At 44.9% G+C, this 20359-nt stretch carries 18 protein-coding genes; 11 read left to right on the top strand and 7 right to left on the bottom strand.

Going from position 1 to position 20359, the window contains the following annotated elements; all coding sequences use genetic code 11:
* Positions 1 to 80: 80 nt before the first annotated feature.
* Complete coding sequence (locus tag ACFGVR_RS03055; RefSeq protein WP_448701050.1) at positions 81 to 575, bottom strand: hypothetical protein; 495 nt, start codon at positions 573 to 575, stop codon at positions 81 to 83.
* A gap of 241 nt (positions 576 to 816) precedes the next feature.
* On the opposite strand from ACFGVR_RS03055, the gene ACFGVR_RS03050 reads away from it, so the two are divergent.
* From ACFGVR_RS03050 to ACFGVR_RS03030, 5 genes are all read left to right on the top strand, one after another.
* Complete coding sequence (locus ACFGVR_RS03050; protein WP_448701048.1) at positions 817 to 2592, top strand: AMP-dependent synthetase/ligase; 1776 nt, start codon at positions 817 to 819, stop codon at positions 2590 to 2592.
* Between the two features lie 37 nt (positions 2593 to 2629).
* Positions 2630 to 4300 (top strand): gamma-glutamyltransferase, encoded by a 1671-nt coding sequence (ggt, locus tag ACFGVR_RS03045; RefSeq protein WP_448701046.1) that lies wholly within the window; start codon positions 2630 to 2632, stop codon positions 4298 to 4300.
* Between the two features lie 504 nt (positions 4301 to 4804).
* Complete coding sequence (locus ACFGVR_RS03040; protein ID WP_448701044.1) at positions 4805 to 5692, top strand: YARHG domain-containing protein; 888 nt, start codon at positions 4805 to 4807, stop codon at positions 5690 to 5692.
* A 30-nt stretch (positions 5693 to 5722) separates the two neighbouring features.
* Entirely contained in the window at positions 5723 to 6586 is an 864-nt protein-coding gene (locus ACFGVR_RS03035; RefSeq protein WP_448701043.1) for a YARHG domain-containing protein, read from the top strand.
* Between the two features lie 6 nt (positions 6587 to 6592).
* Positions 6593 to 7276: a DUF2306 domain-containing protein gene (locus ACFGVR_RS03030; RefSeq protein ID WP_448701041.1), complete on the top strand. Its 684-nt coding sequence runs from the start codon at positions 6593 to 6595 to the stop codon at positions 7274 to 7276.
* Between the two features lie 3 nt (positions 7277 to 7279).
* On the opposite strand, the gene ACFGVR_RS03025 is transcribed toward ACFGVR_RS03030, so the two are convergent.
* Both ACFGVR_RS03025 and ACFGVR_RS03020 read right to left on the bottom strand, forming a co-directional pair.
* Positions 7280 to 7603, bottom strand: a complete 324-nt coding sequence (locus tag ACFGVR_RS03025) for a hypothetical protein (protein WP_448701039.1) — start codon at positions 7601 to 7603, stop codon at positions 7280 to 7282.
* Between the two features lie 34 nt (positions 7604 to 7637).
* A complete protein-coding gene (locus tag ACFGVR_RS03020) occupies positions 7638 to 8369 on the bottom strand; it encodes an acyl-CoA desaturase (RefSeq protein WP_448701038.1) in 732 nt (243 codons plus the stop codon).
* A 301-nt stretch (positions 8370 to 8670) separates the two neighbouring features.
* Between ACFGVR_RS03020 and ACFGVR_RS03015 the strand changes: the two genes are divergently transcribed.
* The 6 genes from ACFGVR_RS03015 (at position 8671) to ACFGVR_RS02990 (ending at position 16363) form a co-directional block, all read left to right on the top strand.
* Positions 8671 to 9105, top strand: coding sequence for a MarR family winged helix-turn-helix transcriptional regulator (locus ACFGVR_RS03015; protein ID WP_448701037.1), 435 nt, complete (start codon positions 8671 to 8673; stop codon positions 9103 to 9105).
* Positions 9106 to 9161: 56 nt separating this feature from the next.
* Positions 9162 to 11567 (top strand): 3-hydroxyacyl-CoA dehydrogenase/enoyl-CoA hydratase family protein, encoded by a 2406-nt coding sequence (locus tag ACFGVR_RS03010; protein ID WP_448701035.1) that lies wholly within the window; start codon positions 9162 to 9164, stop codon positions 11565 to 11567.
* Between the two features lie 103 nt (positions 11568 to 11670).
* Positions 11671 to 12849, top strand: a complete 1179-nt coding sequence (locus tag ACFGVR_RS03005; RefSeq protein WP_448701034.1) for an acetyl-CoA C-acyltransferase — start codon at positions 11671 to 11673, stop codon at positions 12847 to 12849.
* A 29-nt stretch (positions 12850 to 12878) separates the two neighbouring features.
* On the top strand, positions 12879 to 14669 hold the full coding sequence (locus ACFGVR_RS03000) for an acyl-CoA dehydrogenase family protein (RefSeq protein WP_448701033.1): 1791 nt from the start codon (positions 12879 to 12881) through the stop codon (positions 14667 to 14669).
* 231 nt (positions 14670 to 14900) lie between these two features.
* Positions 14901 to 15395 carry an FKBP-type peptidyl-prolyl cis-trans isomerase gene (locus tag ACFGVR_RS02995; protein WP_448701032.1) on the top strand — a complete coding sequence of 165 codons (495 nt, stop codon included), beginning with the start codon at positions 14901 to 14903 and terminating at the stop codon, positions 15393 to 15395.
* 68 nt (positions 15396 to 15463) lie between these two features.
* Positions 15464 to 16363 carry an FKBP-type peptidyl-prolyl cis-trans isomerase gene (locus tag ACFGVR_RS02990; RefSeq protein ID WP_448701031.1) on the top strand — a complete coding sequence of 300 codons (900 nt, stop codon included), beginning with the start codon at positions 15464 to 15466 and terminating at the stop codon, positions 16361 to 16363.
* Here the strand turns inward: ACFGVR_RS02990 and ACFGVR_RS02985 are convergent.
* From ACFGVR_RS02985 to ACFGVR_RS02970, 4 genes are all read right to left on the bottom strand, one after another.
* Positions 16360 to 17700: a cryptochrome/photolyase family protein gene (locus tag ACFGVR_RS02985; protein WP_448701030.1), complete on the bottom strand. Its 1341-nt coding sequence runs from the start codon at positions 17698 to 17700 to the stop codon at positions 16360 to 16362. The two genes, ACFGVR_RS02990 and ACFGVR_RS02985, sit on opposite strands and share 4 nt — an antisense overlap.
* 77 nt (positions 17701 to 17777) lie before the next feature.
* The gene (locus tag ACFGVR_RS02980; protein ID WP_448701029.1) at positions 17778 to 19157 is read right to left on the bottom strand and encodes a hypothetical protein; all 1380 of its coding nucleotides are present in this window, start codon (positions 19155 to 19157) and stop codon (positions 17778 to 17780) included.
* Positions 19138 to 19701 (bottom strand): hypothetical protein, encoded by a 564-nt coding sequence (locus tag ACFGVR_RS02975; RefSeq protein ID WP_448701028.1) that lies wholly within the window; start codon positions 19699 to 19701, stop codon positions 19138 to 19140. Before ACFGVR_RS02975 ends, ACFGVR_RS02980 begins: the two co-directional genes overlap by 20 nt.
* Positions 19698 to 20258, bottom strand: coding sequence for an RNA polymerase sigma factor (locus tag ACFGVR_RS02970; protein WP_448701027.1), 561 nt, complete (start codon positions 20256 to 20258; stop codon positions 19698 to 19700). The genes ACFGVR_RS02975 and ACFGVR_RS02970 overlap by 4 nt, the downstream gene beginning before the upstream one ends.
* Between the last annotated feature and the right edge of the window lie 101 nt (positions 20259 to 20359).

The following is a 20359-nucleotide window of genomic DNA, read 5'->3' as shown; positions in this document are numbered from 1 at the left end:
ACTTTGTGGTTAATTTTACCACAGAGAGCACTAAGAGAAAGCACAAAGAACACAGAGCTAAATTATTTCTACCTCAAAAATTACAACGTGTACTTGATACCCAAACCAGGGGCAAGGTCAAAGAACGGACCCGACGCCAGTTCGAGGCGCGGGTTAAGGTCGAGACTGATGGCTATCGGCGATTTAGGGATCACATACTCCAGGCCTACTACGGCATCAGCGCCAAGCAAAAGTGAATTGCCGTTATAATCCTGGCTGCTGCTGCCTATGCGCTGATAGGAGCCGCTGCTTATTGAACCGATATGCGCACCTGCGCCATAGTAAAATTTAAGTCCGGCCACATCAAACGCGGTTTGGTTTATCTCGTACAAACCGGTAAAAACAACACCGTGAGAACGGAAGCCCAGTATACCTTCGAGCGATATGTCTTTGGTGGAGAAATACTTGGCCGAAAGGCCGTTTTCGTATCCTCCGAATTTTAAGCCAAAGGCGGTTTGATAAGTTTGCGCGTGTAGCGATTGAGCGCCAAATAAAAATAAATTAAATACAATAAAACAGGGAAATAGCTTTTTCATATAGCGTTTTAGTTGAATGCGGCAAAGAAACAGATTTCCTGCCATCAGCCACAAAAAACGTTTTATGGTGCATATAAGTATAGCCACGATCTGCTTTTTGTAAAAATTTATCTATGCATGCATAATATTTTAAAAACAGTTTGGGTATGAAATCTAATTATTATAACTTTGGTTAAGGCGCTACCAGGCCCTGCACCAATTTACTTTTATACCGATTTATAACAACTTAACTCCTACCGCTATGGCCTTAACACGGGTTTTCGATCTATTGCCCTACAACCTGGAAAAATTTCCGAAGGCCGATATGCTGGCGTACAAAGAATCGGGCGTTTGGAGCAACTATGCCACACAACAAGTGGTTGATACCATCAATAATGTGAGCTGCGGTTTACTTTCCATCGGCATCAAAAAAGATGACAAAATAGCCATCATGTCGCCTAACCGGCCCGAATGGAACTTTTGCGACTTTGGCATTATGCAGATAGGCGCTACACAGGTACCTATGTACCCAACTCTGGCCGATGCCGATATCGAATACATATTAAAGGATGCCGGCATCAAACTCATTTTTGTATCGGATAAAGATATCTGCACCAAAATAACCAGCGTAAAAAACAAAACCGGACTGGATCTGGATATTTACACCTACGAAAAAGTAGCCGGTGCAAAACACTGGAGCGAAATTACAGAGGCCGGTAAAAATAACCGGCAGGCCGATCTGAACGCCTGCCGCGATGCCATTCAGCCCGATGACTTGCTGACGCTGATCTATACATCGGGCACAACGGGTACCCCTAAAGGTGTGATGCTTACCCACGGCAACCTGATGAGCAACGTGCTCGAATCGTCAAAACTATACCCTAAAGAAATTACCCGGGCATTGAGCTTTTTACCCATGAGCCACATTTTTGAACGCATGGTGATCTATATGTATATCTACCTGGGCATCTCAATCCACTACGCCCAAAGCATGGACACCATAGTTGCCGATATGGTTGATGTAAAACCGCATTGCTTTACCACGGTGCCACGCCTGCTCGAAAAGGTTTACGATAAGATAGTGGCCAAAGGCAACGAACTAACCGGCGCCAAACGCAGCATATTTAACTGGGCCCTTAAACTGGGTTTGAGATATGAACTTGACGGAGCTAATGGCTGGTGGTACGAAACACAGCTCAAAATTGCCCGCAAACTGGTGTTCAGCAAATGGAAAGAGGCCCTTGGCGGCGATATTATTGCCATTGTATCGGGCGGGGCGGCACTGCAGCCACGTTTGGCCCGTGTGTTTTGGGCTGCCGATATCAAGGTGCTCGAAGGCTATGGTTTGACAGAAACCTCACCGGTGATCGCGGTAAACGCGCCGTTTCCCGGCGAAACCAAATTAGGCAGTGTTGGCCCGATATTGAAAGGCGTTACCGTTAAAATGGCCGAAGACGGCGAACTGTTGGTTAAGGGTCCTAACGTAATGAAAGGTTACTATAACCGCCCTGACGCCACGGCCGAAGTGATTGATGCCGATGGCTTTTTCCATACCGGCGATATTGGCGTACTGCTCGATGGCAAATACCTATGCATAACCGACCGTAAAAAAGAGATTTTCAAAACAGCCGGCGGCAAATATGTAGCCCCGCAAACCCTCGAAAATAAATTCAAGGAATCGCCGCTCATCGAACAGATCATCGTGATCGGCGAAAACCAACGTTTCCCCGCTGCTTTGATATTGCCTGCCTTTGATGCCCTGAAAGACTGGTGCACAAAAAAAGGCATCACCTATACCACCCGCGAAGAGATCATTACCAACCCGCAGGTTATTGAAAAGTACCAGCGCGAGATAGACCGGTATAATGTGGGCTTTGGCCACTGGGAGCAGGTTAAAAAGTTTGAACTTGTTGCCGATGAATGGTCAATCAACAGCGGCGAAATGACCCCTAAACTGAGTTTGAAGCGTAAGGTGATCTTAAAAAAATATGATAAATTAGTGGAGAAAATTTATCAGACAGATGCACACCATGCTTAACGCCAAATTCAATTCAAAATATTTTATCCTGCTTGTTATGGCAGGATTTTTTTTGCCTTTGGGCTGTGTGCAAGGGCAGTTAGGCAAAAACAATGGCGGCGAATTTACCAACGGCATGGTGGTTTGCGCCTATCCGGATGCAGCCCAGGTTGGTGTAAATATTCTCAAAAAAGGTGGTAACGCTGTTGATGCCGCGGTGGCGGTGCAATTTGCGCTGGCAGTTACCTACCCCGAAGCTGGTAACATTGGCGGCGGCGGTTTCATGGTATACCGCTCAGGTAAAGGCGAAACTAACACACTCGACTTTCGGGAAAAAGCCCCGGCAGCCGCGTCTGTAAACATGTTTTTAGATTCGGCCGGTAATGTAGTGCCCAATATGAGCTTGTTAACCCACCAGGCATCGGGTGTGCCCGGAAGTGTTGACGGCATGATCACCGCTCACCAAAAATATGGCAGATTAAAATGGGCCGACCTCGTTCAGCCTGCTATTGATCTGGCCCGCGATGGCTTTAAGATCACCAAAAAGTTAGCTGCGGCACTCAATGCCTCACAAAAAGATTTCAAAGAACTCAACCCGGGCAAAACTTACTTTATCAAAGACAAGCCCTGGCAGGAGGGCGACCTGCTGGTACAGGAAGACCTTGCCAAAACGCTCGAACTGATCCGCGACAAGGGTCGCGCCGGTTTTTATGATGGCGCTGTCGCCGATAGCCTGGTAGCCGAAATGCAAAGCGGCAAAGGCATGATCACCAAAGCCGACCTGGCTGCTTATCATTCCATTTGGCGCAAACCTATTATCGGCAGTTATAAAGGTTATAAAGTTATTACCATGCCACCGCCGTCAAGCGGTGGGATCGCTTTGCTGCAACTACTCAAATCTGTCGAACCTTATCCCATCAAAAAATGGGGATTCAATAAAGATTCAACTATCCAGTTGATGGTTGAAGCCGAACGCCGGGTATATGCCGACCGCTCAAAATACCTCGGCGACCCAGATTTTTTCAAAGTGCCCGTTGATAGTCTGCTGAACCCTGCCTATGTTGCATCGCGCATGAAAACTTTCAATCTGGCAGCAGCTACGCCGAGCACCGCTGTGCAGCCCGGTTCGTTTGTGGGTTATGAGAGCGACCAAACCACGCATTACTCTATTGTGGATCGCGACGGTAACGCGGTATCCATTACTACAACGCTCAACGGCGGCTTTGGCTCCAAAATATTTGTGAAAGGCGCGGGCTTTTTACTCAATAACGAAATGGACGATTTTAGCGCCAAACCCGGCGTGCCCAATATGTTCGGTTTGGTTGGCGGCAAGGCCAATGCTATTCAACCCGGCAAACGCATGCTCTCATCCATGACACCGACTATCCTCGAAAAGAATGGCAAGCTGTTCATGGTAGTGGGTACGCCCGGTGGATCGACTATTATCACTTCGGTATTCCAAACTATCCTCAACGTGGTCGAGTTCGACCAAAGCATGCAAAGGGCTGTTACCTCAAAACGCTTCCATAACCAATGGCTGCCCGATCAGGTCGACTTTGAAAAAGGCGCCATTGATAGCCTCGCCCAGATCAGGCTTACCCAAAAAGGCTATAAACTGGTACAACGCAAAGGCAGCAGCGGCCGGGTAGACGCCATATTACTTACCCAATGGGGCTACTACGAAGGCGGCGCCGACCCAAGGGGTGATGATACCAAGATTGGATGGTAAAAGCCCCACCCAACCCTCCCCAGCAGGGAGGGCTTAAGCAATGGTAAAGTCTCCCCTCCCGGGGGAGATTTAGAGGGGGCTACATAGGTATTCTTCGGTATTTTTCACAATTTTTAGCGAAAACCACCGTATTGAGCTTTAAATGCATTTTCCTGCTAATTTATACCGAAGTAACACATAGGTATGGCATCGGTATTACATCGGTGTACCTATTTTTTTACGGTACATGGGTATTTTCACAAAGCTTTCCCATTCAGTCATTCAAAACTCAATCATTCAATCCTTAAAAAAGGGGGGAAATTGTAAGAGAATTTTCAACCCTTTCGCTTCTCCTTTTTGTTTCAAGCGTCGCGCTCAAAAAAAAATTATGGAATTTCGTGAGCTTCTGCATCCATACAATATACCATTAATTTCGGACAATTGCAAGAAAACGGCTTGCCTTGTATCGGGTTTATTCATGGTACTATTCAAAAATAAACTTATATTTAATCAAACTTTCAACCAATGAAACCACTTGTAGCCTTTTGCATCCTCGCCATTAGTGCCTGCCTGGCAAGTTCCGGTATCGCGGTAAACGTGCCCGTTATCAAAGTTCCAAAAACAGTAAAAAATGCCGATGTAAACACTATACCTGGTAGCTGGGTGGGAATGTTTGTACCCGATAAAGATTTTAAACCAGTAAATGGCGTCGAAAGAGAAGCGTGGGATTATCAAAATAAAATAAATATCTCCATCGATAAGATTGATGGCAGCAACGTAACCGGCCATAGCATTGTTGCAGGTAACACCCGGCCGTTTACGGGTACCGTTACAAAAGATAGATCGATGTATACCTTCGTGCTTAAACAATCCGGCGACGATAAATACGATGGCGTTTTTACTTTTTATATTGATGATGACCTTAAGCTAACCGGCACCTGGACAGCAACTAACAAAATAAACATACCGGCCTGGCATTATACATTGCAGAAAATGGTATTTAAGTACGATCCATCTGTAAAACTAACCAATAGCCATCTGTACATTGATTGGGTAAAACGCGAAAATGCACCGTCTGCTGGCGAAAAGTACGTAAAAAGTTATAACAGGGCTTTTTCTTCTACTACTAACGATGTGTTTTTATTTAATGCCTCAGCTCAACCATTAACTAAAGACGAGGTATCTAACCTAAAAAAAACCGATCTTTTTATCTTGCGTAATTCCATTTACGCCAGGCATGGCTACGCTTTCAAAACGCCCCAACTGCGGGCCTATTTTGATAGCGAACAGTGGTATATCCCGATGAGTACCGATGTTGACAAAGATCTCACCGAAATTGAAAAAAAGAACGTCGACCTGTTGATGCGCTACGAAAAAAATGCCAAAGATTATTATCGTTCTTTTGGCCGTTAATGTTCTCTGTATCATTATAGAAATTCTGTTATGAGATTTTTTAAAACATCTTTTTTATTTATTGCCCTGGCATTTTTGAGCAATTATCAAAGCCACGCATCAAAAGCAGCGAACCCTGCAGATGCATTCTTAGGTTATTGGGTGGGATGGTTTAAGCCGGATAAAGATATCGTCGGCATTAGCACTGGCGAACATGACGCCTGGAATTTCGAAAATAAGATAACCATTTCGATCGATGAAATTACGAACGGCTTGGTTAAGGGCCATAGCGTGGTTGCAGGCAATTATCGACCTTTTACAGGTAAAATGATCAATGAACATAATACCTTTCATTTTCTGGTAAAAGAGCCAGGCGATGATAAGTACGACGGTGTTTTTGATTTTTACATTACCGAAAAAAATCTCTTGACAGGAACCTGGAAAGCAAATAATAAAATACGGATCCCGAAAAGAAACTTTGATTTAGAAAAAAAGGTATTTCATTATAATGCAAACGAAAAATTGAATGAAAGTAATCAGTACGTTAATTGGGCGAGAAACAAAAAGGTGCCACCTAACGATCCCCACTATCGTTCCGACTATGATATATCTTATTTTACTACCACCCGCGATCTTTTTAAATACAATGCCTCAGCCCACGAACTCACCAAAGCTCAGGTAGCCAACCTTAAAAAAGCCGATCTGTTTATTTTGCGTAACTCAATTTATGCGCGACACGGCTATTCGTTTAAAAACCAACAATTGCGGGCTTATTTCGATAGGGAAATGTGGTATATCCCGGTAAGCACCGATATCAAAAAAGACCTCACCGATGTCGAAAAGAAAAACATTGAGCTGCTGATGCGCTATGAAACCAATGCCAAAGAATATTACGATGTTTTCGGTCGCGGGTAAATGAACATGATCGCTGTAAAGAAACTGTATCTCCATAATACCAGTCTGGTTATCTGGTATGCAGCATTGCTATGGTTTTCGTACCTTATGCTGCTCATCACCCTACAATACGTGCCCATGCGTACCGATGTAGCCTTTTTACTCATCAAAGAAGATGTTGTAGGTATGCTGCATTACCGTATCGCATTTTTTGCTCATGTTTACACGGGAATGTTTGTATTGATAGCAGGCATCCTGCAATTCCCGGCTTACATCCGTAACCGTTTTCCTGCATTGCACCGCTGGTGTGGCAGAGTTTACGCTTATCTCATTATCATCGTGACCGGCCCGGCAGGTTTAATAATGGGTATTTACGGTAACGGTGGCTGGGTAAGCAGGTCGGCATTTTGCATCCTTGCTGTTTTGTGGGTGGTGTTTACTTATAAAGGCGTTGCCGCAGCCGTCGCACGTAATATAATAACCCACCGTATATGGATGTACCGCAGCTATGCGCTCACACTTTCCGCCATAAGTCTCCGCTTTTGGAAATGGTTGTTTGTGCTCATGGTTGAACCCCGGCCCATGGATGTTTACCATATAGTTTCGTGGCTGGGATGGGTTGGTAACTTGCTGATAGCGGAATTATATATTTATTATACCACCCGCAAACGCAAAGCGTCCATTAGTGGGCTGTCTTTAACAAAATCCTAACCATTACTTCCGCTGCCTTGCCGGGATATAAGCCACAATATAATTCAGTTTTTCGCTCAGTACCTGTTTCATATCCAGTAATTGTTCTTCGCTGTTTAGGGTTTGGTTAAGCTTTGCTTTAACTACGTGGTAAACCTGTAACAATATTTCCGGCAGTACCTTGCTGGCAATAGCAGGCGAATAATCTTTTTGGATCCTGATTTTTTGCTCCTCGTTTACAAGGCCAAGCTCCCATTTTTCATCGGACTTAAAGCCGTTTTCGAGGGCCGTATTGATCAGATCAAAAAGGTATACCTTGCTTTGATCTTCTATTTTTTGATCTTTCATTTTATAATATTTAAAAAGGTGCGTGCGTAAACAATCAATAAGCTTTACGCAGTTTAATGATCTTCATCCAGTGCAACAGTCGCATTACCGGGTATACCGGGTCAAACTCAAACCATTTGCTGCCAAAGTTGGCGCTGTTGGGGTGCCTGTGGTGATTGTTCTGGAATAACTCACCCAGCATCAAAAAGTCGAATGGGGTAGTGTTCTTTGACTTATCCTTATTATCAAAATTAGAATAACCGTATTTATGCCCGCACCAGTTCACTATGGCGCCCTGTACCGGCCCCATTAAAAAATGGATAGGCAGCAGCAGGAACATCCACCAGTGCGTAGCAAAAAAGATATAAAAAGTGGTATAAGCCGCGCCGAACAATAGTTGTGAAGCAACAGAACAACCCATCCGGTCGATCAGGGGCCATTCAGGATAATGCCCTGCAAGCTTAGCATCAGTCACTTTTGTTCTATCCAGGTGCGCGGTGAAGTTTTTAAAGGTGGCCCTGGTCATCTGGATCACGTCCCTGAAAAAGTGCGGCGAATGCGGGTCCTTTTCCGTGTCGCTGTAAGCGTGGTGTTCGCGGTGCATCATGGCATAGGCACGTGGGGTTAAAAAGGATGCACCTTCAAATAGATAGGCCAGTACATAAAAAACCTTTTCCCAGTTTTTGCTGGTAGTAAACATTTGGTGCGATGCGTAACGGTGCTGGAAGAATGTTTGAAAAAAAAGCGACAGGAACCAATGCGAAAAAAAGAAGAGGAGGATGATCATAAAAATCAATTTAATGTAAAGCATCACAGATATGCTCATCACTTTGACGAGTTACACAGCATTGATCGGCAGGAAAAAGATAGGATTAACTGAACTTTTTGAATTGGACGAATGTCAACTATGATTGTATAGTTATTAAACGCGCGCGGGGCTTATTTGTTTTGCTAATCTATACGCAATTGATCAATAAGTTGTTATCTGACAAACGGATGAGATGCGCAGACTTAAAAAACTTTCTTAAAATTATGCTTGCATACTAAAGTTTAACTCTATATATTTGTTATGCTTGCATAGTAAATTAATGAAACACCAGGAAACTACTGATTATTTTTTAAAGATAGTATGGCAAACGGTTGCTAACCGGTATAACCAATTGGCCGCCGAGTTTGGTATCACGCAATCCATCGGTTACCTGCTCATCAATATTGATGATAAAGAGGGTACCACCGTTACCGAAGTTGCCGGTTTGCTCGGACTAAAATCAACCAGTTTATCGAGGATGTTAAGCAACCTCGAAGATATGGGACTCATCTACCGCGAATCAAACAAAGGCGATAAGCGTTCGGTTAAAATTTGTTTAACCGATCTGGGTAAAGAAAAACGCCACCTGGCCCGTGTAGTTGTACGCAAGTTTAATGATTATTTGGATGCGCATATCAGCGATGTCGAAAAACAACAACTAACCGATACGCTGAAAAAGATCAACCAGTTAACAATCGATTATAAACCCGAATAATAGCTCTTTAAGGTCTCCCTTCGGGGGAGGATTTAAGAGAGGCAAATATTTACCAGATGAAGAGATTAATTAAAAAAGTTGCCGTTTTAGGTTCGGGTGTAATGGGCTCGCGTATTGCGTGCCACTTTGCCAATATCGGTGTGGAAGTTTTGTTGCTCGATATTGCCCCGAAGGAATTAACGCCCGATGAACAAGCCAAAGGTTTAGCTTTGAATAATCCAAAAGTTAAAAACCGCATTGTAAACGCCGCTTTAGATGCCGCTGCCAAATCAAACCCTTCGCCTGTATTTACCAAATCGGTTTTAAACAGGATCACCACAGGCAACTTTGATGATAACATGAAGGATATTGCCGGTTGCGACTGGACGATCGAAGTGGTTGTCGAAAACCTGGATATCAAAAAAAAGGTGTACGACCAGGTGGAGAAATTCCGCAAGCCGGGCACTTTAATCACTTCAAATACATCAGGCATACCCATCCATTTGATGGCGGAAGGCCGGAGCGACGATTTTAAGGCGCATTTCTGCGGAACGCACTTTTTTAACCCGCCGCGTTATCTGCGTTTGTTAGAGATCATACCCACACCGTCAACATCTCAAGAGGTTGTTGATTTTGTGATGCACTACGGCGATAAATTTTTAGGTAAAACCACTGTTCTATGTAAAGATACACCGGCATTCATTGCCAACCGTGTAGGTGTTTACTCCATCATGGCGCTGCTGCACCTGGTTGAGAAAATGGACCTGACCGTCGAAGAGGTCGACAAGTTTACCGGCCCGGTTTTGGGCAGGCCAAAATCGGCTACCTTCCGCACCAGCGATGTGGTTGGTTTGGATACCATGATCAACGTAGCCAACGGCCTCTACAATAACCTGCCCAACGATAAGGCGCACGACCTGTTTGTGCTGCCCGAATACGTGAAAAAAATGGCCGAGAACAAATGGCTGGGCGACAAAACCAAACAAGGCTTCTACAAAAAAGTAAAAAATGCCGACGGCTCGAGCGAGATCTTAGCGCTCGATCTGAAGACCTTAGAATATAAACCGCAGATCAAAGTTAAATCGGCAACGCTCGAAGCAACTAAACCTGTTGAAAATCTGCGCGAGCGGATGAAAGTTTACGCCAAAGGCAGCGATAAAGCGGGCGAATTTTTCCGCACCTCTTTTTATGGTTTGTTTGAGTATGTGAGCGACCGTATCCCCGAAATATCCGACGAGCTGTACCGTATAGACGATGCCCTGCGTGCCGGCTTTGGTTGGGAGCTCGGCCCCTTCGAAGTTTGGGATGCTTTAGGTGCGAAGGATACCGTAGCCGCCATGAAAGCCAAAGGCAACGAGGCCGCTGCCTGGGTACACGAAATGCTGAATGGCGGTAACGAATCATTCTACAAAGTTGAAGATGGTATTAAAAAGTATTACGACATCCCGACCAAAACCTATAAAGCCATTCCGGGCACGGAAAACTTTATCATTTTAGATAATATCCGCGCCAGCAAGACGGTCTGGAAAAACGCCGGTACCACCATCACCGATCTGGGCGATGGTATCTTGAACCTCGAGTTCCATACCAAAATGAATACAATCGGTGGCGAGGTTATCCAGGGTATTAACAAGGCGATCGACCTGGCCGAAAAAGATTACCGTGGCCTGGTTATCGGTAACGATGGCGCCAATTTTTCGGCCGGTGCCAACGTGGGTATGATCTTTATGGCCGCTGTTGAGCAGGAGTGGGACGAGATCAGTATGGCCATCAGCATGTTCCAAAAAACATCCATGCGCATCCGTTATTCGTCGATACCGGTAGTTGCTGCGCCGTTCAATTTAGCTCTGGGCGGTGGCTGCGAGTTTTGCTTACACGCCGATCACGTACAACTGCACGCCGAAACTTATATGGGTTTGGTGGAATTTGGAGTAGGCCTCATCCCCGGTGGTGGCGGTACCAAAGAGTTTGCACTACGCGCATCGGATGCCTTTACCGAAGGACAGATAGAACAGAACGTTCTGAAAGATCGCTTCCTTACTATAGGCATGGCCAAAGTTTCAACCTCAGCACCAGAAGCTTACGACCTGGGCTATCTGCTAAAAGATAAATACAGCATCAGCATGAACCGCAGCAGGCTCATTGCCGATGCCAAAGAAAAAGCTTTGGAACTGGCCGATGCAGGCTACACGCAACCCGCGCACCGTAAGGATATCAAAGTATTAGGTAAATCAGGGTTAGGCATGGTTTACATCGGGGCAAACTCCATGTATTCGGGGCATTACATATCCGAGCATGATAAAAAGATTTCCGAAAAACTAGGCTACGTGATGTGCGGCGGCGACCTTTCATCACCAACCCTGGTAACCGAGCAATACCTGCTCGACCTGGAACGCGAAGCATTTTTATCGCTTTGCGGAGAGAGAAAGACATTGGAACGGATACAAAGCATATTGACTAAAGGAAAAACACTAAGAAATTAACCACCACGTCATTGCGAGGGACGAAGCAATCCCCGACTTACAGAGCCGCTCTGCATAGCATGGAGATTGCTTCGTACCTCGCAATGACGACAACAATAAAACAATGACTGAAGCTTATATAATTGCTGGTTATCGTACTGCTGTAGGAAAGGCTCCAAGAGGCGTATTCAGGTTCACGAGACCGGACGACCTGGCCGCCGAAGTGATCCGTCACCTGGTAGCATCGGTGCCGGGCCTGGATAAAGAGCGCATCGACGATGTGATCGTAGGTAATGCCTCGCCCGAAGCGGAACAGGGGCTAAACGTGGCGCGTTTGATTTCGCTGATGGGTTTGGATACCGATAAGGTTCCGGGCGTCATTATGAACCGTTACTGCGCATCCGGGCTGGAAACTATCGCGACAGCTACCGCCAAGATCCGCTCCGGCATGGCCGATTGTATCATTGCCGGTGGTGTCGAAAGTATGTCGATGATCCCGATGGGCGGATGGAAAATTGTACCTAACCCGGATATCGCGGTAACCCACCCCGACTGGTATTGGAACATGGGTTTGACAGCCGAAGAGGTAGCAAAAGTGTATAAAGTGAGCCGCGAAGATCAGGACGAGTTCTCCTACCAATCGCACCAAAAAGCCATCAAAGCTATTGCCGATGGCCGGATGAAGCAAGGCATTCTGCCCATCACTGTAAAGGAAACCTACCTTGATGATAACCTGAAAAAGAAAACCCGCGAATATGTGGTTGATACCGACGAGGGTCCGCGTGCCGATACCAGCATTGCCAAGCTGGCTACACTAAAACCGGTTTTTGCTGCCGACGGCGTAGTAACCGCAGGCAATTCATCCCAAACATCGGATGGAGCTGCCTTTGTTTTGGTGGTGTCCGAAAAGCTATTGAAAGAACTGAACGTACAACCATTGGCCCGCCTGGTAAGCTACGGCGTAGCAGGCGTACCGCCACGAATTATGGGTATTGGTCCGATATACGCCGTACCGAAAGCACTGGCGCAAGCCGGCATGAAACTGGATCAGATCGACCTGATCGAGTTAAACGAAGCTTTTGCATCGCAATCGTTAGCGGTTGTCCGCGAGTTGGGGATCGACCCCAATAAACTGAATGTAAATGGCGGCGCGATAGCCTTAGGTCACCCATTGGGTTGTACAGGAGCTAAGCTAACCGTGCAAATCATAAACGAATTAAAAGAACGCAAACAAAAATACGGCATCGTAACGATGTGTGTGGGAACTGGTCAGGGGGCCGCAGGCGTCTTCGAGATACTATAAAGATTAAAAAAAGTCAAGACCAAAAAATTATGGATACTGTAGAGAAGCATACAATTAAAGGTGGAGAATTTGTAATTAAGGAAACACTCGCCGACGATATTTTCATTCCTGAAGAATTTGACGAAGAATCGCAGATGATCAAAAAAACCTGCGAGGATTTTTTGGCTGCCGAAGTTTTGCCCATCCTGGATAGGATAGACGCGCAGGAAGAAGGCCTGATGCCCACCTTAATGGACAAAGCCGGTGAGCTTGGCTTGCTTGGCGTTTCCATACCCGAAGAATACGGCGGCTTCGGCAAAAACTTCAATACCAGTATGCTGGTTGCCGACGCTGTTGGCGCGGGCTTCTCGTTCGCGGTGGCGCTCTCTGCCCATACAGGTATTGGTACCTTACCGATATTGTATTATGGTAACGAAGAGCAAAAGCAAAAATACATCCCCAAACTGGGTACCGGCGAGTGGAAGGCGGCTTATTGCTTAACCGAACCAAATTCGGGCTCTGATGCCAACTCTGGTCATACAAAAGCAGTGTTAAGTCCGGATGGTAAACATTATTTGATCACCGGGCAAAAAATGTGGATCACCAATGGTGGCTTTGCCGATGTGTTTATTGTATTCGCCAAGATCGATAATGATGAAAACCTGAGTGCGTTTATTGTCGAAAAAACTTTCGGCGGTATTACCATGAACCCCGAAGAACATAAACTGGGTATCAAAGGCTCATCAACCCGCCAGATCTTTTTTAACGATTGCCCCGTACCCGTTGAAAACCTGTTATCCGAAAGGCAGAACGGCTTTAAAATAGCGGTTAACATCTTAAACATTGGTCGTATCAAATTAGGCGCTGCCGCGATAGGCTCATCACGTATGGCGTTTAACCATGCATTGAACTATTCAAACGAGCGTATCCAATTTAAACTGCCCATCTCAAAATTCGGTGCTATCCGCTACAAACTTGCCGAAATGGCTACCCGCATCTACGCTGTAGAAAGTGCGGCGTATCGTGCCGGTCAAAACATCGACGACGCTTACGAAGCTTTGCACACCGGCGGTATGGATCTGGCGAAAGCCAAGCTCAAATCGGTTGAGCAGTTTGCTGTCGAGTGCGCCATCCTGAAAGTTTGGGGCTCGGAAGCGCTGGATTATGTTGTGGACGAAGGTTTGCAGGTATATGGTGGCATGGGTTATAGCGCCGAGGCGCCAATGGAACGTGCTTACCGCGATAGCCGCATCAACCGCATATTTGAAGGCACCAACGAAATTAACCGCATGCTGATTGTGGATATGCTGTTAAAGCGTGCACTGAAAGGCGAGATCGACCTGATGACGCCTGCAATGGCCGTTTCGGCCGAGCTGATGTCGATACCTGATTTTGCCGAACCCGATGAAACGCCGTTTGCTTACGAAAAGAAGATATTAAAGAACCTCAAAAAAACAGGGTTGATGATAGCCGGCGCCGCGGTGCAAAAACTGATGGCTACCCTGGGTAAGGAACAGGAAATTTTAATGAATATTGCGGATATTATTGGTTATGTATATATTGCAGAGTCGACGATATTGCGTACTGAAAAATTGGTTAAACTACGCGGCGAAGAAGCTTGTGCAGGGCAGCTGGATATGATGCGGGTATACCTGCACGAAGCTGCCGACCATGCATATATTGCCGGTAAAGAAGCTTTAAATTCATTTGCCGAAGGTGATGAATACCGCGCCATGATGGTAGGATTGAAGCGCTTTACCAAAACAGAGCCTTTTAATATCAAGGATGCAAGGCAACGCATTGCCAAACAACTGATAGAGGCCAATAAATATTGTTATTAACTGACCATTAATATATATCCAGGGCCGTTACCCGTTTGGGCGACGGCCCTTTTTAGTTAAAATTTCGTTTCCCTCTCGAGAGAGCTTGTCCCGAACTTTTTCGGGAGGTTAGGGGTGTGTTCTACGCGCTGCTACCACTAAATCGCAAAAAAATCACAATAAAATGTGTTAAAATATGTTAAGGTTCTGTTTTTGAATTTTAAAAGGATAAATTTGCCCTTTATATAGTTTATGAACAGGTTGCTGTTAATAGGTTTGTTTTTGTGCTTTGTGGTAACGGCTTGTCAGAAAGAGACTACCGACGCCGAGCTGGCGCAAATACAACTGGGTAAAGATACCGTGATCATTAAAGACTACCTGGCAGCTAACGGTTTAACCAATGTTGCCATAAAAGATAAGGCCACCGGCGAATATTATATTATTGATACATTGGGAACAGGCAACGTACTATTTACAAGCTCTACATTGATAACGGTAGGTTATAAAGGCAGCGTGCTTGGTAGCACAACTCTTTTTGCGCAAACTAATAATTTTCATCCATCGTTTGCTTTGGGCGGAGTGATACAGGGTTGGCAGATCGGCATCCCGCATATTAAAAAGGGCGGTGTTATCCGGTTGTTTGTGCCATCGGGGTATGCTTACGGGCCGTATGATCAACCAGATTTAAAAATACCGGCCAATTCGGTGCTCGACTTTACAATAAAACTTTACGATATAGCTAATTAATATATACATACCCGGGTAACCAGGCAAAACAACGGGATTAAACCCGCTACTAAAAAATAATTATTTTAATGAAAAGATCATTTTACGTCATCATAGGTTTTATCGCTTTCGGATTGTTCTCATGCAAAAAAAACGCTAACGACGTTACGATAAAACAGTATGATGAAAACAGTATTCAAAAGTATATTGCTGATAACGGTTTAACCGGCATGAAACGCGACACCACCGGCGGCGATACCACCGGCATTTATTACCAGATCATTAGTCAGGGTACAGGCGCGGTTGTTGATTATCCCGACCTGGTAGCTTATGCCTACGCGTACCATACTTTTGATGGCGGCTATTCTACTACCGATACCATTATTAATCATACCCACACCTATGTAGGCCATATCACGCCTACCGCTGTACAAATAGGCGTTAAAAATTTACTGAAACGCAAAGGCGGTAAAATAAGGTTGTTAATACCATCGCGACTGGCGTTTGGCATTAACGGGTATTTTTCAGGTTCTATCGCTATCAATGGTAACCAATGTCTGGATTATACGGTAAGTCTGGTTGATAACCAGGCTACGTACGATGATGTCAGCATCAAAAAATATATGGCTGCAAATAGCCTGTCGGGTTATACAAAAACAGCTTCGGGGCTTTGGTATAAAGAAATAGTGCACGGCACCGGAACAGATCCTATCAGCATCAGTTCAACCGTTGGTGTGCAGTATACCGGTACATTGCTTAATGGTACTGCGTTTGACACCGAAGTTACTACTGATGGAACTGCGGCAACATCGTTCACGCTTTATGATGTGGTTCCGGGTTTTGCTGAAGCGTTAAGTAAAACTACCGCGGGCGGACAAATTTCTTTCATCATGCCGTCAACAATAGGTTATGGGGCCGACTCACGTAATTCAATCCCTGCATTTAGCTGTTTACGATACGAGGTTACAGTTGTAAATGTTAGTAATTAACCCTTTTCGGTAAGCGCATTTTTAAACGCTTTCAAACATCTGTCGCGTGCAAACGCGTGCTCAACAATGGGTTCTGGATATTTGCCGAAGTCGGCATACTCCGGAACCCATTTTTTGATATATTCCAGTTTAGGATCAAACTTTTTTAGCTGTATCTCCGGGTTAAAAACCCTGAAGTAAGGTGCGGCATCGGTACCGCTACCGGCCGCCCATTGCCAGCCGCCCACATTACTCGCCATTTCATAATCTAATAGCTTTCGGGCAAAATATGCTTCGCCCCAACGCCAGTCGATCAATAAATGCTTACTTAAAAAGCTGGCCGCCACCATGCGTACCCGGTTGTGCATATAGCCGGTGGCATTCAGCTCGCGCATACCTGCGTCAACCAGCGGGTAACCGGTTTGGCCCTTGCGCCATGCCTCAAACTCACGCTCGTTATTGCGCCAAACAATATGATCATATTCAGGCTTAAAAGCATGGGTAGCCGTTTCAGGGAAATGATGCAAGATCATCATATAAAACTCGCGCCATATCAGTTCGTTCAGCCAGGTCTTTTCTTCAGCATTGTAAGCATCTGCAGCCAGCTGTCGTATGCTAACGGTGCCAAATCGTAAATGCAAGCCAATATGCGATGTGCCTTTTATGGCCGGATAATCGCGCTTCTCAGCATAATCTTTGATCATGTTCTGGTATGCCTTGCCGGGAAATTGCGCGCGGCTTTCCGTAAAGCCTATTTGTTTTAACAATGGCATTTTAAACTGCCTGGTATTTAACAAATTATGGAGGTATTTATTAGTGGGATAAGTCTTTAAATAAAACGGCCGTAACTTTTCATACCATTTGCGTTTGTAGGGTGTAAATACGGTGTAGGGCTTCCCATCGTCTTTTACTACCTCGCCTTTTTCAAAAATTACCTGGTCCTTATAAGTATTAAACGGTATGTTTTTGTGCTTTAGCTTTGCGCCGATGGCGTCATCGCGTTGTTTTGCGTAGGGTTCATAATCGTGGTTGGTGTATACCGCCGTTACATCATATGCTTTAAGCACTTCATCCCAGGCATGGCTAACATCGGCATATTTCACCAGGATATCCGAATGGTGCTGCCGCAGTTGCGCGCTTAGCGCGGATAGCGTTTGGTAGATAAAGGTTACACGTGCATCGTCTTTATCTTCAAGTATATCAAGTATGGCCGGATCAAAAATAAACAGCGGGAGAACGGGGTAATCACCCTTTAAAGCATGGTAAAAACCGGCATTATCCTCCAGTCGTAAATCGCGGCGAAACCAAAAAATACTTACTTTTTGCGGCATCATATATACGTTAGCTTGGCAACGCATATTACGCAAAAATGTTTAAGGCTCCGCGGCTGATCAGCCGGGAGCCTTAACTACTTAAAACTATATATGGGGATAACTTATTGTAAATTAAATTTTACCGGTGCGTAATTTGATTTGACGGTGATCACCTTATCGGGATTGCCTTTGCCCAAATGGCCCTTATAGTTTTTGGTTGCACTATAGCGGCGGGTATCATCAGGCGATTGGCTGGTCACCGTTACATCGTGGTTGCCATAATCAAAGCTGTTATTGTGTACCGTTACATCAAAATCAAAATTTTGGTTGTTGTTGAAGTTTACTTCAAGCGGCGCTATGTAAGTGGTAACCGATAAGTTTTTGATGTTTTTATCCAAATCGCTGATCTGCACGCCCGGACCATATTTTACATTTAGCGTTGCCCCGGACTTGATCTTGCCGATCTTAACTGCACTAACGTTCGCATCTACGTTCAGGTTCTCAACCGTACCCAGGTCAAGGCTGCCATATTGTACTTTTAGCTGGCCGCCGTTCAAACTTTCGATATTAGTTGCGCCGTTGCGCGAACTTATCTCATTGGCGGTATTGCTGAGCTTTTTAGCAGTAAAGTTGCCATAGGTGCTGTTTACAGTTAGTTTACCATCAAAATCGGGGAGTTCTACCCCACCAAAACGGTTGGTTATCTGCAACGCGTTTTTAGACGGCATGTAGATGGTATAGCTGATGTATACCTTGCGTACAAAGGGTTTGCCGTTATTGGTGCCCCAGCCCCATGAGTTATTGCCATCGGTAGGCTCAACCTTAGTTGTGAACGATACAGTAGAACCATCCTTGCTGTCGTCTATTTTAACGGCATCTAATAATTTTTGAGCCTCATCAGTTTCCATGGCGTCGGCCCGTATCTGTGCCTCAACTTTAACCTCGCTCTTGTTCCAGGTATTTACGGTTACTTTACCCCATTTGTTATCGATCACCACTTTATCGTCATGGTCAATGTTGTAGCTTTTGCTATAAGCTTTGGTCGTTTCTTTAACCTCGCCGCTTTTTACTCTTTCTTCCAGTTTTTTATCATTGCTGTCGAAATTTAAACTAAGCGGTTTACTGAATGCCTTCGCAAAATCTTTGTCAAACGCCAGTGGTGCCAGCGATTTCATAGGAGCCATCGGTGCTGCCGGCACTACCATAGTCATCGGTGTCCGTGCCGTGGCCGGTGTTCTCGGCGTAACTTTGATCGCTCTTGGCGATGTATAAATGGATGTGCCATAGCCAACAGCTACTCTTTCTTTCAATCGTAAGCTATCGTGTTTTTTCATGCTATCCATCTTTACCTGCATGTTCTGTAACTTCAGCTCCATTTGCTTCAGGCGGGTTTCCATATCCTTTTGTTGTTCGGCAGTCATGCTTTGAGCTGTACCAATGCCATGTATGCCGGTTACTATAGCTATAGTAATTAGTAGGGGCTTAAATATCTTTGATTTCATTTTTTTGTTCTTTTTTCATTTCATTAAACTGTTCTATTACCTGTAATTGCTGATTAAGCACCTCGGTTTGTATTTGCAAATTCCGGATCATTGCACGTAAAACACTTTCCTGATTAGGGCTGGTTGCTAAATCATTATTCAGTTTTTTGTAGGTAGAGTCCATTTTGGCTATCTCACCGCTAAATTCGGTGTATAGTTCGGGGTCGGTTTTGGCCAGTGTTTTTAATTCCTGGCGTTTGTTGGCCACCAGGCTTGCATAATGCTTTTGCTGCTGGGCATACTCGGGGTTAATTTGTGCCAGGGTTGGTGTTGGCGGCGTTTGGTTTTTTACATAAAATACAAAGCCTATTGTCATTACCACAAATACTATAGCTGCCACACGCATTACAAAACCCAACGAAAAAGTTTTTGCTTCGCGCTTTGGCGTTATAACTTCCTTTGGCGGTAGCGCTTTTTCAATTTTATTCCATAGCTCAAAATCCGGCTCCAATTCATCAAATTCTTCTTTATTGTTTTTGATGAAATTTTCTAATCGCTTGCTCATGCTGTTATCCCTCTCTGTTTCAAAATTTCAATTAATTTTCTTTTTGCTCTTAAAAACTGTGTTCTTGATGTGTTTTCGTTGATGTTTAAAACCTGCCCTATCTCTTCGTGGTCGTACCCTTCCAGTAAGTAAAGCGATAGTACCACGCGGTAACCTTCGGGTAGCAGTTTCATGGCATCTTTTACCTGTGCCACTTTGTACTGCAGTTCGTCATCATCATTAAAATCATCATCGGCCAGGTTTTCAATTTGCTCGTCATCAATACTAACCAGGTCCATTTTGCGCTTGCGCAGCAGGTTGATAGACCGGTGAACCACAATTTGTTTTATCCATAACCCAAAAGTTGTTTCCTGCCTGAAATCGTTTATACGGGCAAATGCGTCCAGGAATGCCTCCTGCAATACATCCTGAGCCTCATCCAAATTATTCACTATCCTGAAGGCGGTATTTAACATCGCCTTTGAGTATAGCTGATATAACTCGTAATGGGCCTTTTTGCTTCCCTTTTTACATTCAACCACCAGGTCAAAATGCTTGTCGATATAAACGGCTTCCAAGTTTCTTTTACAGCTTTCGATATAAATGACACAACGTTTTGTAAAACGTTGCACCAAAGGTTTACTTTTTGTTAAAGAAAAGTTAAAAAGATTGATGACAT

This window comes from Mucilaginibacter aureus, from assembly GCF_053514885.1.
Note: the sequence above shows the minus strand (reverse complement) of the source record. Positions and strands in the feature narration are given on the sequence as shown.